Source organism: Streptomyces sp. NPDC014734, assembly GCF_043083325.1.
Lineage (GTDB): Bacteria > Actinomycetota > Actinomycetes > Streptomycetales > Streptomycetaceae > Streptomyces.
In genome coordinates this window covers 71,500-84,896 of sequence record NZ_JBIBYN010000006.1, presented here as the reverse complement: position 1 = coordinate 84,896, position 13,397 = coordinate 71,500, and the positions used below count along the sequence as shown (strand labels likewise).

Here is a 13,397-nt window from a genome sequence, read left to right as displayed (position 1 = left end):
GGATAGGGAGGCGGCACCGTCCGCAAGACCGGCACCGCACCGTTCAGGAGACTGGTTTGGCCGAGTCGTAGAACCCGGACCAGACCCGGTGCCCGGCCGGGTAGCCGAGCGAGGTCAGGGTGTTGATGAGCATTCCGTACGCGAAGAACGAGGTCGTCTCCTCGGCGTCGGCACCGAGCGCGAGGTGGACCTCGTCCCACATCCGCAGCCACGCGGTACGCAGCGCCTCGCCGAACTCCTGGTCCCCCGCGGCCCCGGCACTGGCCACGGCGGCATAGGTCTGCATCTGCATCCGGAGCTTCTCGGGGTCGTCGACGATGAGGCGCTGGTACGCGGCGGCCATCGCCGAGACCACGTCGCAGCCCTCAAGCCCCTCGGCGGCGTCGGCGAAGACCTTCCGGGTGTCCAGAAGACAGCGCTCGGCGGCGGCGAGGAACATGGCCTGCTTGTTGGGGAAGAGACGGAAGAGGTACGGCTGCGAGACGCCGACACGCTTGGCGATGGCCTCGGTGGAGGTCGCGTCGTAGCCGCCGCGGGCGAATTCGGTGATCGCCGCGCGGATGACGCTCTCGCGGCGTTCTTCTGCGCTCATCCGTACCATGGCGCAAAGTTAGTACTCAATCACTAACTTGGCAAGCGGGGGCCGGGGGCGGCCACGAGGGGAGCACACCGGGACACGCGCGAGGGGCGCCGCCTCGGAAGGCGGCGCCCCTCGCGGACGTTCGTACCGTTCTCGGAGCCTCGCCGGATGACCTCGGAGCGGATGGTGGACGCGGTCCGGTGCGTGCGGTTCCCGGTCGGAGGTCACCCGGCGGGCTCTCAGGCGAGCCGCACCACGGCCCGGGCCATGCCCAGCACCTTCTTGCCCTCGCTCGTGGCCGTCAGATCGATCCGCACCCGCTTGTCGTCCAGCAGGGCGGCCACCTTGGCCCCGACCTGGATCACGGCGCCCGTGTCGTCGTTCGGCACGACGACCGGCTTGGTGAACCGCACCCCGTACTCGACGACCGCGCCCGGGTCTCCGGCCCAGTCCGTGACCACGCGGATCGCCTCCGCCATGGTGAACATGCCGTGCGCGATGACGTCCGGCAGCCCGACCTCGCGGGCGAACTTCTCGTTCCAGTGGATCGGGTTGAAGTCACCGGAGGCACCCGCGTACTGCACCAGCGTGGCCCGGGTCACCGGGAAGGACCGCGCCGGCAGCTCCGTACCGACCTCGACCGACTCGAAAGCGACCTTCGCCGTCATCACGCCTCCTCGGCGGCGCGCGCCACCAGCTTCGTCCACGCGGTCACGACGTGCTCACCGGACTCGTCGTGGACCTCGCCGCGGATGTCCAGGATGTCGTTGCCCGCCAGCGACTTGATGCCCTCGATCGTCGAGGTGACCGTCAGCCGGTCCCCCGCCCGCACCGGACGCACATGGGCGAACTTCTGGTCGCCGTGCACCACGCGGTTGTAGTCCAGGCCCAGCTGCGGGTCCCGCACCACCTGCCCCGCCGCCTTGAAGGTGATCGAGAAGACGAACGTCGGCGGCGCGATCACGTCGCTGTGACCGAGCGCCTTGGCGGCCTCGGGGTCGACGTACGCCGGATTGGCGTCCCCCACCGCCTCGGCGAATTCGCGGATCTTCTCCCGGCCGACCTCGTACGGCGGGGTGGGCGGATAAGTCCGCCCCACGAAGGACTGGTCGAGCGCCATGGGCTCGCTACCTCCTGATGAAAGATGAAAAGGCCGAAACAACAGCCCCATACAACGACACGAGGCCGCCCCCAGTGGGGACGGCCTCGTGTACGAGCCTGATTCAGCGCGTTTCGCGGTGCGCGGTGTGCGAGTTGCAGCGCGGGCAGTGCTTCTTCATCTCAAGACGGTCCGGGTTGTTACGCCGGTTCTTCTTGGTGATGTAGTTCCGCTCCTTGCACTCCACGCAGGCCAGCGTGATCTTCGGGCGGACGTCGGTGGCAGCCACGTGAGTGCTCCTTGGACGGACGGATGGACGGATGAACGCAAAAAAGAGTAGCCGATCGAAGGACCGACCCCACAATCGGCTACCGTAAGTAGCGGTGACCGGACTTGAACCGGTGACACAGCGATTATGAGCCGCTTGCTCTACCGACTGAGCTACACCGCTTTGATGAACAGGTTCCCCCGCCTAAGCGGGGATTCCCGATCACCAGAGCCCCAATGCGGAATCGAACCGCAGACCTTCTCCTTACCATGGAGACGCTCTACCGACTGAGCTATTGGGGCGAGCGAGGAAGACATTACACGCTCGGTCGCCGATCCCCCAAATCCGTTTCGGCGCACCGGCCCGGGCGCCCGGCCGGGCCGCTCCCGACCCGCTCCCGACCCGCCCGCCGACCGCCTGAGCAGCGGCTCGATCACCCCGGGAGGCGTCTTCGGTCACGGCGGCAACGCCCGTGTCCCCACGCCTCAAACGCCTCCCGGGACCACACCGGTACGACTAATTCGCTCCTCCTCGAACCGGACCGAACACCCCCCTAGGCTCGACTCACTCTGCGTGACCCCTGCTCCCCCTCCCGTTCTCAGGCCCCGTTCCAGGAGCGCGATGCCCGACAGCCAGCCGTGGCCGCACGACGACCACGCCGCCGACGCGGCCGATGCGTCCGGCGGTCCCGACACCGCCGAGACCGGCACCCTGGTGCTCCGCGGCGCCCGTCTGATCGACGGCCGCGTCGTGGACGTACGGCTCGGCGGCGGCCGCATCGAGGCCGTCGGCACCGCGGGGAGCCTGGCCGCCTCCGGCGCACGGGTGGACCTGCGCGGCCATCTGCTGCTCCCGGCCCCGGCCGAGCCCCACGCCCACAGCGACACCGCGCTCACCGCCGACGGCCCGGGCCCCGGTCTCCCGGGCCCCGTCTCGCACCGCCCCCAGGACGTCCAGCGCCGCGCCACCGAGGCCGCGCTGCTGCAACTCGGCCACGGCGCGACCGCGCTGCGCGCGCACGTGCGGATCGGCTCGGTCCAGGGCCTCGCCTCGCTCGAAGCGGTGCTGCGGGCCGGCGACTCGCTGCGCGGCCTCGTCGAGCTGACCCCGGTCGCCGTGCCCAGGTTGCTCACCGGCGTCGCGGGCGCCGACAACCTGGCCATGCTGCGCGACGCGGTGAAGACGGGGGGCTGCGCGGTCGGCGGCTGTCCCGACCTCGACCCGGACCCGGCGGGGTACGCCGAGGCGGTCCTGGAGATCGCCGCCGAACAGGGCTGCCCCGTCGATCTGCACACGGACGGCGACGACCCGGCCCGGCTCGGCCGGCTGGCCGCCCTGGCGGGCGGGCTGCGGTCAGGGGTCTCCGTCGGCCCGTGCGCCGGTCTGGCCCGGCTGCCGGTACCGGCGGCGACCCGGGCCGCCGACCAGCTCGCCGCCGCCGGGGTGACGGTGATCTGCCTCCCGCAGGGCGGCTGCTGCGGGGTGGAGGGCCGGGGCATCGCCCCCGTCGGGCTGCTGCGGGCCGCCGGGGTGCGGATCGCGGCGGGCAGCGGCGCGCTGCGGGACGTCGCCAACCCGGTGGGCCGCGGCGACCCGCTGGAGGCCGCCTACCTGCTGGCCTCGCAGAACGACATGCGCCCCGACGAGGCGTACCGGGCGGTCTCCTCCGCCGCCAGGAAGGCGATGGGCCTGCCCGAGGTACGGGTGGAGGCGGGTTTCCCGGCCGAACTGCTCGCGGTGCGCGGGGACCAGCTCCCGGGCGTGCTGTCGCTCGCGTACAGCCGCATCGTGGTGCACCGCGGCCGGGTGGTGGCGCGGACCAGCGCGGTGCGCGAGTACTGCGACTCGGAGACCGTCGTCGCCCTCGGCCTGCCCCGCCAGGGGCGGCCGGACAGCGGTCCCTGCGGCGGGCCCTGAGCGCGGCGGCCCGTCGCGGCGTACGGTCGGGAGCATGCGCATTGTCATCGCAGGTGGACATGGTCAGATCGCGCTGCGGCTGGAACGGCTGCTCGCCGCGCGCGGGTACGAGGCGATCGGCATCATCCGTGATCCGGAACAGAGCGAGGACCTCCGGGCGGTGGGCGCCGAACCGGTCGTCCTGGACCTGGAGTCGGCCACCGCGGACGTCGTGGCGGAGGTCCTGCGCGGCGCCGACGCGGCGGTCTTCGCGGCGGGCGCGGGCCCGGACAGCGGCGCGCCGCGCAAGGAGACCGTGGACCGCGGAGCGGCGGTGCTGCTCGCGGACGCGGCCGAACGGGCGGGCGTGCGGCGCATGGTCGTGGTCTCGGCGATGGGCGCCGACCCCGACCACCCGGGCGACGAGGTGTTCGACGCGTACCTCAGAGCGAAGGGCGCCGCGGACGCGGACGTGCGTGCCAGGTCCGCGCTGGACTGGACGGTCCTGCGCCCCGGCATGCTGACGAACGACGCGGGCACGGGGCTGGTCCGGCTGGCCGCGTCGACCGGTCGCGGGCCGGTGCCGCGCGACGACGTGGCGGCGACGCTGCTGGAACTGCTGGAGACCCCGGCGACAGCGGGGCTGACGCTGGAACTCGTCTCGGGGAACGTGCCGGTGACGGTCGCGGTGAAGGACGTGGCGGGGAACTGAGCCGACGGGCCCTCGCCGACCGGGCCCGTACGACCGCGCGGCCCGGTTCAGTCCCGCGGCGCCGGGCGGACGGTGATGCCGTGGCGCTCCAGCAGGGCGGCGGTGACGCCGTCGCCCTCGCGGAGTTCGCCCGTGAACGTGCCGTCGTAGACCGTGCCGCGCCCGCAGGAGGGGCTGCGCGCCATCAGCAGCGCCTCGGTGCACCCGGCCGCGCGCGCGGCCTCCAGCGCGCGTTCGGCGCCGTCCACGAACTCCCGTGTCACGTCACGCCCCGCGTCGTCGACGACGCGGGCGCGGCCGTCCAGCACGTCGTGGCCGTCGCCGCCGACGATCTCCGCGGGACGGCGCGGAGTGGGCAGCCCGGCGGCGACCTCCGGGCAGAAGCCGACGGGGCGGCGGTCCCCGATGGCCTCGGCCACCGCGTCGGATGCCTTGCCCCGGCCGTCGAAGCGGCAGGGCACGCCGCGCAGACACGCGCTGACCAGTACGGGTTCCATGTTCACGACCCTCGACGTTCACGACCCTCGTGCGGGAAACAGAGAAGGCCCCTGTCCTGGGACAGGGGCCTTGTCTTGTGGCGGCGCCAGGATTCGAACCTGGGAAGGCGAAGCCGGCAGATTTACAGTCTGCTCCCTTTGGCCGCTCGGGCACACCGCCGGGTTTTGCTGCTGTGGAGAACCGCTTTTCGGCGGTGCTCCCCGGCAACGACGTAAACGATACCCGATGCCCGGGGGTGCTCCGCCACCGGTTTGATCAGCGACCGGATCCGGCGCCGGGGAGGCCGACGGGCCCCGTCCTCCCCGGTGTATTCAGCGCGCGGCGACGGCCACGGCCCTTAGGCTTTGCCCCGACGGGCGGGGCCGACACGGCCGCGCCCGCGCGTACGAACCCCCCGTATTCCCAGCACCCCCGATACAAGGAGCCACACGTCATGGCCGACTCCAGTTTCGACATCGTCTCGAAGGTCGAGCGGCAGGAGGTCGACAACGCCCTCAACCAGGCCGCCAAGGAGATCTCGCAGCGTTACGACTTCAAGGGCACCGACGCCTCCATCTCGTGGTCCGGCGAGAAGATCCTGATGCAGGCGAACGGCGAGGAGCGGGTCAAGGCGATCCTCGACATCTTCCAGTCCAAGCTGATCAAGCGGGGCATCTCGCTGAAGTCGCTGGACGCGGGCGAGCCGCAGCTCTCCGGCAAGGAGTACAAGATCTTCGCCACGATCGAGGAGGGCATCTCCCAGGAGAACGCCAAGAAGGTGGCGAAGATCATCCGCGATGAGGGCCCCAAGGGCGTCAAGGCGCAGGTCCAGGGCGATGAGCTGCGGGTCAGCTCGAAGAGCCGGGACGACCTGCAGGCCGTGCAGGCGCTGCTGAAGGGCAAGGACTTCGACTTCGCGATCCAGTTCGTGAACTACCGGTAGTCGACGGTCCGCCCCGTCGGCGGCACGTCCGAGGCACATCTCCCGGGAGCGGGGCGGTGCGGCACTCCCGCACCGCCCCGCGGCCGGGACGCGCTGTCCGAATACCGCCGGTCGCGCCGGGCCGGGTGCCGCAGACTGGTCCGTGCCGGAACGGCGATCGGGCCGTTTCCGGCGTGACGGACGCACGGACGCGGCCATGACGGACGCACGGGCGCGGAGAGGACGAGCCATGACCATGTACGCAACGGTCGACAGCCCGCTGGGCGAACTGCTGCTGGTCGGCGAGGAGGCCGCCGGTACCGCCGGAGGGGTCGCGCTCGCCTCGCTCTCGCTGCCCGGGCAGAAGGGTGCCGCGGTGGTCCGGGAGGACTGGGTCCACGCGCCGGGCGCCTTCGCGGGGATCGCCGCGCAACTGCGGGAGTACTTCGCCGGACGGCTCACACGTTTCGACATCGCGTACGCGGAGGGAACGGGCACCGGCTTCCAACGGCGGGTGTGGGCCGCACTGGACGACGTGCCGTACGGGGAGACCGTGTCGTACGGGCAGATCGCCGAGCGGGTCGGCACGTCCGGGACCGGGGTGCGGGCCGTGGGCACGGCGATCGGACGGAACCCGCTGCTTGTCGTGCGGCCGTGCCACCGGGTGATCGGCGCGGACGGGGCCCTGCGGGGTTACGCGGGCGGCCCGGAGCGCAAGCGCCAGCTTCTGGGGCTGGAGGGCGCCCCGGCGGTGCGTTGACGTGTCCGGGCTCTTCCCGAGGCCGCGGACGGTCGTCGCGCCCGGTGCGGTGCATGTGCCCGAGTGGCTGTCGCCGGAGCGTCGGCGGCGGCTGGTGGAGGCCTGCCGGGAGTGGGCGCGGGGCCCGGTGCCCCTGCGGCACACGGTGCTGCCGGCCGGCGGGGTGATGTCGGTGCGGACGGTCTGCCTGGGGTGGCACTGGCAGCCGTACCGGTACTCGCGCACCGCCGACGACGTGAACGGCGCACCGGTCGCCGCGTTCCCCGACTGGTTGGCGGAGTGGGGCCGTGAGGCGCTGGCCGCCGCGTACGGGGACGGGTACCCGGCCGGGACGTACGCACCGGACGCCGCCCTCGTCAACTTCTACGACGACACGGCACGGATGGGCATGCACCGGGACGGGGAGGAACGGTCCGGTGCCCCGGTGGTGTCGCTGAGCATCGGCGACACCTGTGTCTTCCGTCTCGGCAACACGGAGAACCGGGGGCGGCCCTACACGGACGTGGAGTTGGCCTCCGGCGACCTGTTCGTCTTCGGCGGGCCGTCACGTCTCGCGTTCCACGGCGTGCCGAGAATCCGCCCCGGAACCGCGGATCCGTCGTCGGGGATGCGCCGCGGGCGGCTGAATCTGACACTGCGCGAGACCGGGCTCACCGGTTCCGTTCCCGGTTCCGGCGGCGGCTCCGGTCCCGGTCCTGGCCCCCGTCCCGACTCCGCTCCCGGCCCCGCTCCCGGCCCTGATCGCTGAGGGGTATCCCGTCGGGGCCGCTGTGCCGGGTGCGCGTGCCGAAGTCCGGTCCGGGCGCCACGCGGTGCGTGGAAGGGGGCATTCCGCCGGGCGCGGGGCGGAGCGCGCCGTCCTCTCCGCGGCTGCGAGCAACTGCGCGGCGTCATTCACGCGTCCCTGGTGAACGACGGCACCGACAATCCCGTCGGTGTGCGCCGGCCGCCGGGTCCGTGCGGGTCGGAGGGCAGGATCGCCCGCGCCGCCCCTCCGTTTCCGGCGCCCGGCCTTCCGGGCCGATACTGGCACTGAGCACGGCCGGTGGACGAACGAGACGGAGCACAACGGTCATGAAGCCGATTCAGCTGATCCTCAACATCCTGTGGGTGGTGTTCTGCGGCTTCTGGATGGCCCTCGGCTACGCGGTCGCGGCACTCATCTGCTTCATCTTCATCGTGACCATCCCCTTCGGCATCGCCTCGCTGAGGCTCGCGGGCTACGTCCTGTGGCCGTTCGGCCGGACCACGGTGGAGCGGCCGGGCGCGGGGGCGCCCTCGTGCGTGGGCAACGTGATCTGGCTCGTCTTCGCCGGATGGTGGCTGGCGCTCGGGCACCTGCTCACCAGCATCCCGTTGTTCGTGTCGATCATCGGCATCCCGTTCGGCTGGGCGAACCTGAAGCTGATCCCGCTCTCCCTGATGCCGCTGGGCCGAGAGGTGGTCCCGACCGACGAGGCGTTCGGGGGCCGGTGACGACGGGAGCGGGCTAGCGCCCGGAGGCGGTGAACGCTCGAGGACGGGGCGGGGCGCAACGGATCGCACGGCGCGGGCTCCGGCCCCCTCGGGGCCGTTCCGCCCGACCGGCCGCCCTCGGGGCCGTTCCGCCCGGCACCCCGTCCTCGGGGGCTTTCGTCCGGACCGGGCCGGACCTCGCGGAGCCGGCATGATCCATGCGGGCGGCCGGTCCTACGGGCGGCCGCCCGCCATCTGCTCCAGTCGGGCGATGCGCTCCGCCATCGGGGGGTGGGTGGAGAACAGCTTGGACATGCCCTGGCCGGGACGGAAGGGGTTCGCGATCATCATGTGGCTCGCGGTCTCGATCCTCGGTTCGGGGGGCAGCGGGAGCTGTTTCGTTCCCGCTTCGAGCTTCCGCAGGGCCCCGGCGAGGGCCAGTGGGTCGCCGGTCAGCTGGGCCCCCGAGGCGTCGGCCTGGTACTCGCGGGAGCGGCTGACGGCCAGTTGGATGATGGACGCGGCGAGCGGGCCGAGAATCATGATCATCAACATGCCCAGGAGGCCGGGGCCCTCGTCGTCGTTGGACCGGCCCACCGGGATCAGCCAGGCGAAGTTGACGAGGAACATCACGACGGAGGCGAGTGCTCCGGCGACGGACGAGATCAGGATGTCGCGGTTGTAGACGTGGCTCAGCTCGTGTCCGAGGACGCCGCGCAGCTCTCTCTCGTCCAGGATCTGCAGGATGCCCTCGGTGCAGCAGACCGCCGCGTTGCGCGGGTTGCGGCCGGTCGCGAAGGCGTTGGGGGCCCGGGTCGGGGAGATGTACAGCCGGGGCATGGGCTGGCGGGCGGCCGTCGAGAGCTCGCGGACCATGCGGTAGAGCTGCGGCGCCTCGAATTCGCTGACGGGGCGGGCCCGCATGGCCTTCAGCGCCAGCTTGTCGCTGTTCCAGTAGGCGTAGGCGTTGGTGCCGACGGCCACGAGAAGCGCGACGATCAAGCCCGTACGTCCGAAGAAGCTGCCGATGACGATGATGAGTGCGGACAGCCCCCCGAGGAGTACGGCGGTCTTCAGCCCGTTGTGCCGGCGGTGCACGGTACGCCCTCCAAGTGGTGCGGCAGGGGAACCCTTTGCTCGGTGATCTCCACTCCCCCAGTGGAGCCTCCCGTACGGATCAACGCCAGGCGAGGTGGGCTAGTTCCCTTGTGCGCGGCGCCGTGGGACACGGCCGTCCGGCGTGTACGGCCCGATCGGGCGCTGGGCCGAACGGGTCGGGCCGGGCTCGGCGGGGGGGCGGAACGCGCCGGGGCCCGTCCGGCCGTGACGGGCCGGACGGGCCCCGGTGAGGTCGGGCCGCGTGCGGGAGGAACGTGCCGGACGGGGGCCGCTCCGGGCCCTCAGCGCTGGGCGGGCAGACCGGCGACCGCGAGGGCCTCGGGGTCCGGCTCGATCTCGCTGGTGCAGTGGGCACAGCGGGAGGCGACGGCCGGGATCTCGGTGTAGCAGCGGGGGCAGTCGCGCAGGGCGGCCTTGATGTCGACCTTCTCGTCCGCCTTGGTGAAACGGTTCTGGACCTTGGCCATGGGGACGACGACACCGAAGTAGAGCACCGCCGCGGTGATCAGGAAGGCGATGGCGGCGGCCAGGAACTTCCCGTACGGGAAGATGGTGCCCTCCAGCGAGAACTCCGCCGAGCTGAAGTCGCCGACCGATCCGGTGGCGAGACCGATCAGCGGGGTGATGAACGCGGTGCTGAACCCGGTGACGACCGCGGTGAACGCGGCTCCGACGGCAAGACCGATGGCCATCGAGATGACGTTTCCGCGCAGGATGAAGTCCTTGAACCCGTTCAGCACTGCTCTTGCTCCCTCTGGGACATGGGTGTGGGTGTCGCGATGTGCGGCCATCGACCTTGCCCTGAGCGGGCCGCTCCGGGCAAACCGATCTTGGTGTGTCAGAAGAGGTCGACGGCGGCGAACTTCAGGATGGTCTGCGGAACGCCGGAGAGCACGATGCCCGCCACGGCGGTGAGGGCGATCGCGACGGTGACGGGAACCGGGACATGCTGCCTGGTGGGAGCGGGTGCGGCCGTGGTCGCGGGGGTCGCCTGCGCAGTGTGTGCCGCGGCCTCGTCCGAGGTGTCCCGCGGTGCGCGGAAGAGCGCAGCCGTCCATTGCAGGTAGTAGTACAACGCGATCACGACGTTGACGGCCATGACGACCGCGAGCCAGCCGAGTCCCGCGTCGACGGCGGCGGAGAAGACCGTGACCTTCGCGAAGAGGCCGACGATGCCCGGCGGCAGCCCGGCCAGGCAGAGCAGGAAGAACGCCATGACGAGCGCGGTCACGGGGCGGGTGGCGTACAGGCCGCGGTAGTCGGAGAGCCGGTTGCCGGGGTGGGTTCGGGCGACGAGGGCGGCGACCGCGAAGGCGCCGAGGTTCACGACGGCGTACATCAGGGCGTACGCGACGGTGGAGCCGATGTGCCGGTCGCTGGCGTACGCGGCGGCGGCGATCGGCACCAGGAGGTAGCCGGCCTGGCCGACGGACGACCAGGCGAGCAGCCGTACGGCGCTGCGTGCGCGGTCGGCGTTCTGGCGCAGGGCGGCGACGTTTCCGACGGTCATGGTGAGCGCGGCGAGGACGGCGAGGGCCGGTCCCCAGACGTCGGCGTACGCCGGGAACGCGATCACGGTGACGAGGACGAGGCCGGAGAAGCCGACGGCCTTGCCGACGACCGAGAGGTAGGCGGCGATCGGCAGCGGGGCGCCGACGTAGGTGTCGGGGACCCAGAAGTGGAAGGGCGCGGCGGCCGTCTTGAAGGCGAAGCCGACGAGGGTGAGCACGACACCGGTCTTGGCGAGGGTGTCGAGTTGTCCGGGCACGTCGTCGAGTCGGGCGGCGAGTTCGGTCAGGTGGAGGGTGCCGGTGGCCGCGTAGACGAAGCTGACGCCGAGGAGGGTGACGGCGGTCGCGACGACGGAGGAGAGGAAGAACTTCAGCGCGGCCTCGGAGGACCGGCGCTCGCCGCGTTTGATCCCGACCAGGGCGAAGGCGGGCAGCGAGGCGACTTCGAGGGCGACGACGAGGGTGGCGAGGTCGCGGGCGGCGGGCAGCAGGACGGCACCGGACGCGGAGGACAGCAGCAGGAACCAGAACTCGCCGGCCGGGAGTCCGCGGGTGTCGCCGAGCGAGAGCAGCGCGGCGAGCAGCGCGCCGCCGAGCACCAGGGCCTGGATGACGAGGGCGAAGTGGTCGGCCGTGTAGCTGCAGGCCCCGGTGGTGCCGGTGCCGGTGGCCGCCTCGGTGAGGCAGAAGGTCGACCGGTCTCCGGCTCGCAGCGGGGCGAGGAGGGCCACCGCGGCGACGAGCCCGGCGACGCCGATCCACCCGAGCAGCGGTTTGCGGCTCTCGGGCAGGAAGAGGTCGGTGACCAGGACGATCAGGGCGACGGCCGCGACGGCGACCGGGGGTGCGATCGCGAGCCAGTCGACGGACTGGACCAGGCTGCCGACGCTTTCGGCAGCGGTGGTGACGGCGGCGGCGGTGCTGTCGGCCGCGGTGGTGAGGAGGCCGGTGGAGGGGTCGGCGGCGGTGCCGGCGACGACCGGGGTGACGACGGCTGCGGTCACGACTTGCCTCCTGCGAGGAGCTTCTGCACGGCCGGGTCGGTGAGGCCGAGGAGGACGGCGGGCCACAGGCCGGCGAGAACGGTGAGGGCGACGAGCGGGGTCCAGGTGGCGAATTCGTGGCTCTGGACATCGGCGATCGGCTGCGGTTGCTCGCGCTGTCCACCGGTCGCTTCCGGCTTCTCGCCCATGCAGACGCGACGCACCACGATGAGCATGTACGCGGCGGTGAGCAGGGTGCCGAACGCGGCGATCGCCATGAAGGTGCGGAACGCGGGCCGGCTGAGACCGTCGGCGGGGTCGAAGGAGCCGAACAGGGCAAGCATCTCGCCCCAGAATCCGGCGAGTCCGGGCAGGCCGAGGGAGGCGATCGCGGCGAAGGCGAGGAGGGCGCCGAGGCGGGGGGCGCGGCCGTACAGCGCGGCCCCGGTGGCACCGGAGAGGGTGTCCAGGTCGGCGGTGCCGTACCGGTCCTTGAGCGCGCCCACCAGGAAGAACAGCAGGCCGGTGATGAGGCCGTGGGCGATGTTGGCGAAGAGCGCGCCGTTGACGCCGGTGGGGGTCATGGTCGCGATGCCGAGGAGCACGAAGCCCATGTGCCCGACGGAGGAGTACGCGATCAGACGCTTGAGGTCGCCCTTGGCGCCGGGCCGGGCCAGCGCCAGGCAGGCGAGGGATCCGTAGACGACGCCGACGGCGGCGAAGGCGGCGAGGTAGGGCGCGAAGGTGTGCATGCCGTCGGGGGCGATGGGCAGCAGGATGCGGACGAATCCGTAGGTGCCCATCTTCAGCAGGACCCCCGCGAGGAGGACCGAGCCGACGGTCGGGGCGGCGGTGTGGGCGTCCGGGAGCCAGCTGTGCAGCGGCCACATCGGGGTCTTCACCGCGAGCCCGACGCCGATCGCCAGAACGGCGATGACCTGCACGGACGAGGTGAGCCCGCGGCCGTTGTCCGTGGCGAGTGCCACCATGTCGAAGGTGCCGCTCTTCAGTCCGATGAGGAGCAGGCCCAGCAGCATGATCACCGAGCCGAGCAGCGTGTAGAGGATGAATTTCCCGGCGGCGGCCTGCCGTCCCGCGCCGCCCCAACGGGCGATCAGGAAGTACATCGGGATGAGCACTGTCTCGAAGGCCAGGAAGAACAGCAGCAGATCGAGGACGGCGAAGGTGGCGAGGGTGCCGGTCTCCAGGAGGAGGACGAGTGCGACGAACGCCTTCGGGGAGGGGCCCGCGGGGGGCTTGAAGTAGCTGTACAGCGCGCAGAGGAAGGTCAGCAGCGCGGTCAGTACGAGAAGGGGGAGCGAGATGCCGTCGATGCCGAGGTGGATCCGGACGTGGAGTGCCGGGATCCAGTTGATGTCGGTGGTGGCCTGCATCGTCGACGGGTGGTCGTTGTCGAAGCCCGCGGCGAGGACGAGCGCGGCGAGGAGGACCACGCCGGTGACGGTCACGCCGTGGCGGAGCACCGCCTGGTCGGGGCCGGTGCCCTTCAGCCCGGGCGGGGCGGGGAGGAGAGCGGCCGCGGCCCCGATGAGCGGGATCACGACGATGAACGCGAGAAGGAACTGCATCACGGATTCACTGATATCGATCACGG

Annotated in this window: 15 protein-coding genes and 3 tRNA genes; 6 read left to right on the top strand and 12 right to left on the bottom strand. The window is 71.8% G+C overall.

Annotation, left to right across the window (positions count from 1 at the left end; all coding sequences use genetic code 11):
• Positions 1-43 precede the first annotated feature (43 nt).
• The 6 genes from ACF1CT_RS12410 to ACF1CT_RS12385 all read right to left on the bottom strand — a co-directional run bounded on the left by ACF1CT_RS12410 (position 44) and on the right by ACF1CT_RS12385 (position 2,249).
• Positions 44-592 carry a TetR/AcrR family transcriptional regulator gene (locus tag ACF1CT_RS12410; protein WP_391783775.1) on the bottom strand — a complete coding sequence of 183 codons (549 nt, stop codon included), beginning with the start codon at positions 590-592 and terminating at the stop codon, positions 44-46.
• Between the two features lie 227 nt (positions 593-819).
• A complete protein-coding gene (locus ACF1CT_RS12405) occupies positions 820-1,248 on the bottom strand; it encodes a MaoC family dehydratase (protein WP_391783774.1) in 429 nt (142 codons plus the stop codon).
• The gene (locus ACF1CT_RS12400; protein ID WP_391783773.1) at positions 1,248-1,700 is read right to left on the bottom strand and encodes a MaoC family dehydratase N-terminal domain-containing protein; all 453 of its coding nucleotides are present in this window, start codon (positions 1,698-1,700) and stop codon (positions 1,248-1,250) included. Before ACF1CT_RS12400 ends, ACF1CT_RS12405 begins: the two co-directional genes overlap by 1 nt.
• Before the next feature lie 103 nt (positions 1,701-1,803).
• Entirely contained in the window at positions 1,804-1,968 is a 165-nt protein-coding gene (gene rpmG, locus ACF1CT_RS12395; protein ID WP_003956487.1) for a 50S ribosomal protein L33, read from the bottom strand.
• A gap of 89 nt (positions 1,969-2,057) precedes the next feature.
• Positions 2,058-2,130: transfer RNA gene (locus ACF1CT_RS12390), tRNA-Met, on the bottom strand.
• A 46-nt stretch (positions 2,131-2,176) separates the two neighbouring features.
• Positions 2,177-2,249: transfer RNA gene (locus ACF1CT_RS12385), tRNA-Thr, on the bottom strand.
• Between the two features lie 319 nt (positions 2,250-2,568).
• On the opposite strand from ACF1CT_RS12385, the gene ACF1CT_RS12380 reads away from it, so the two are divergent.
• Together ACF1CT_RS12380 and ACF1CT_RS12375 are read left to right on the top strand one after the other, a co-directional pair.
• Positions 2,569-3,864, top strand: a complete 1,296-nt coding sequence (locus ACF1CT_RS12380; RefSeq protein WP_391783772.1) for an amidohydrolase family protein — start codon at positions 2,569-2,571, stop codon at positions 3,862-3,864.
• A gap of 34 nt (positions 3,865-3,898) precedes the next feature.
• Positions 3,899-4,555 (top strand): SDR family oxidoreductase, encoded by a 657-nt coding sequence (locus ACF1CT_RS12375; RefSeq protein ID WP_391783771.1) that lies wholly within the window; start codon positions 3,899-3,901, stop codon positions 4,553-4,555.
• 47 nt (positions 4,556-4,602) lie between these two features.
• Here the strand turns inward: ACF1CT_RS12375 and ACF1CT_RS12370 are convergent, their stop codons facing one another.
• Both ACF1CT_RS12370 and ACF1CT_RS12365 read right to left on the bottom strand, forming a co-directional pair.
• A complete protein-coding gene (locus ACF1CT_RS12370) occupies positions 4,603-5,052 on the bottom strand; it encodes a DUF523 domain-containing protein (RefSeq protein WP_391783770.1) in 450 nt (149 codons plus the stop codon).
• Positions 5,053-5,130: 78 nt separating this feature from the next.
• Positions 5,131-5,212, bottom strand: a tRNA-Tyr gene (locus ACF1CT_RS12365).
• Between the two features lie 274 nt (positions 5,213-5,486).
• Here ACF1CT_RS12365 and ACF1CT_RS12360 point away from each other — a divergent pair.
• The 4 genes from ACF1CT_RS12360 (at position 5,487) to ACF1CT_RS12345 (ending at position 8,190) form a co-directional block, all read left to right on the top strand.
• Complete coding sequence (locus ACF1CT_RS12360) at positions 5,487-5,975, top strand: YajQ family cyclic di-GMP-binding protein (protein WP_391783769.1); 489 nt, start codon at positions 5,487-5,489, stop codon at positions 5,973-5,975.
• A 229-nt stretch (positions 5,976-6,204) separates the two neighbouring features.
• Complete coding sequence (locus ACF1CT_RS12355) at positions 6,205-6,714, top strand: methylated-DNA--[protein]-cysteine S-methyltransferase (protein WP_391783768.1); 510 nt, start codon at positions 6,205-6,207, stop codon at positions 6,712-6,714.
• Between the two features lies 1 nt (position 6,715).
• A complete protein-coding gene (locus ACF1CT_RS12350) occupies positions 6,716-7,462 on the top strand; it encodes an alpha-ketoglutarate-dependent dioxygenase AlkB family protein (protein WP_391783767.1) in 747 nt (248 codons plus the stop codon).
• A gap of 326 nt (positions 7,463-7,788) precedes the next feature.
• Positions 7,789-8,190, top strand: coding sequence for a YccF domain-containing protein (locus ACF1CT_RS12345; protein WP_391783766.1), 402 nt, complete (start codon positions 7,789-7,791; stop codon positions 8,188-8,190).
• A gap of 213 nt (positions 8,191-8,403) precedes the next feature.
• Here the strand turns inward: ACF1CT_RS12345 and htpX are convergent, their stop codons facing one another.
• The 4 genes from htpX to ACF1CT_RS12325 form a co-directional block, all read right to left on the bottom strand.
• On the bottom strand, positions 8,404-9,267 hold the full coding sequence (htpX, locus tag ACF1CT_RS12340; protein ID WP_391783765.1) for a zinc metalloprotease HtpX: 864 nt from the start codon (positions 9,265-9,267) through the stop codon (positions 8,404-8,406).
• Between the two features lie 302 nt (positions 9,268-9,569).
• Entirely contained in the window at positions 9,570-10,028 is a 459-nt protein-coding gene (locus tag ACF1CT_RS12335) for an MscL family protein (protein ID WP_391783764.1), read from the bottom strand.
• Between the two features lie 98 nt (positions 10,029-10,126).
• On the bottom strand, positions 10,127-11,803 hold the full coding sequence (locus ACF1CT_RS12330) for an NADH-quinone oxidoreductase subunit N (RefSeq protein ID WP_391783763.1): 1,677 nt from the start codon (positions 11,801-11,803) through the stop codon (positions 10,127-10,129).
• On the bottom strand, positions 11,800-13,371 hold the full coding sequence (locus tag ACF1CT_RS12325) for a NuoM family protein (RefSeq protein ID WP_391783968.1): 1,572 nt from the start codon (positions 13,369-13,371) through the stop codon (positions 11,800-11,802). Before ACF1CT_RS12325 ends, ACF1CT_RS12330 begins: the two co-directional genes overlap by 4 nt.
• Between the last annotated feature and the right edge of the window lie 26 nt (positions 13,372-13,397).

What these genes read in the sequence shown, in the direction of transcription:
- ACF1CT_RS12370 (WP_391783770.1), bottom strand. Translation starts at nt 5,052, where the DNA reads ATGGAACCCGTACTGGTCAGCGCGTGTCTGCGCGGCGTGCCCTGCCGC.
- ACF1CT_RS12360 (WP_391783769.1), top strand. Translation starts at nt 5,487, where the DNA reads ATGGCCGACTCCAGTTTCGACATCGTCTCGAAGGTCGAGCGGCAGGAG.
- ACF1CT_RS12375 (WP_391783771.1), top strand. Translation starts at nt 3,899, where the DNA reads ATGCGCATTGTCATCGCAGGTGGACATGGTCAGATCGCGCTGCGGCTG.
- ACF1CT_RS12380 (WP_391783772.1), top strand. Translation starts at nt 2,569, where the DNA reads ATGCCCGACAGCCAGCCGTGGCCGCACGACGACCACGCCGCCGACGCG.
- ACF1CT_RS12410 (WP_391783775.1), bottom strand. Translation starts at nt 592, where the DNA reads ATGAGCGCAGAAGAACGCCGCGAGAGCGTCATCCGCGCGGCGATCACC.
- ACF1CT_RS12345 (WP_391783766.1), top strand. Translation starts at nt 7,789, where the DNA reads ATGAAGCCGATTCAGCTGATCCTCAACATCCTGTGGGTGGTGTTCTGC.
- ACF1CT_RS12400 (WP_391783773.1), bottom strand. Translation starts at nt 1,700, where the DNA reads ATGGCGCTCGACCAGTCCTTCGTGGGGCGGACTTATCCGCCCACCCCG.
- ACF1CT_RS12325 (WP_391783968.1), bottom strand. Translation starts at nt 13,371, where the DNA reads ATGCAGTTCCTTCTCGCGTTCATCGTCGTGATCCCGCTCATCGGGGCC.
- ACF1CT_RS12405 (WP_391783774.1), bottom strand. Translation starts at nt 1,248, where the DNA reads ATGACGGCGAAGGTCGCTTTCGAGTCGGTCGAGGTCGGTACGGAGCTG.
- ACF1CT_RS12355 (WP_391783768.1), top strand. Translation starts at nt 6,205, where the DNA reads ATGACCATGTACGCAACGGTCGACAGCCCGCTGGGCGAACTGCTGCTG.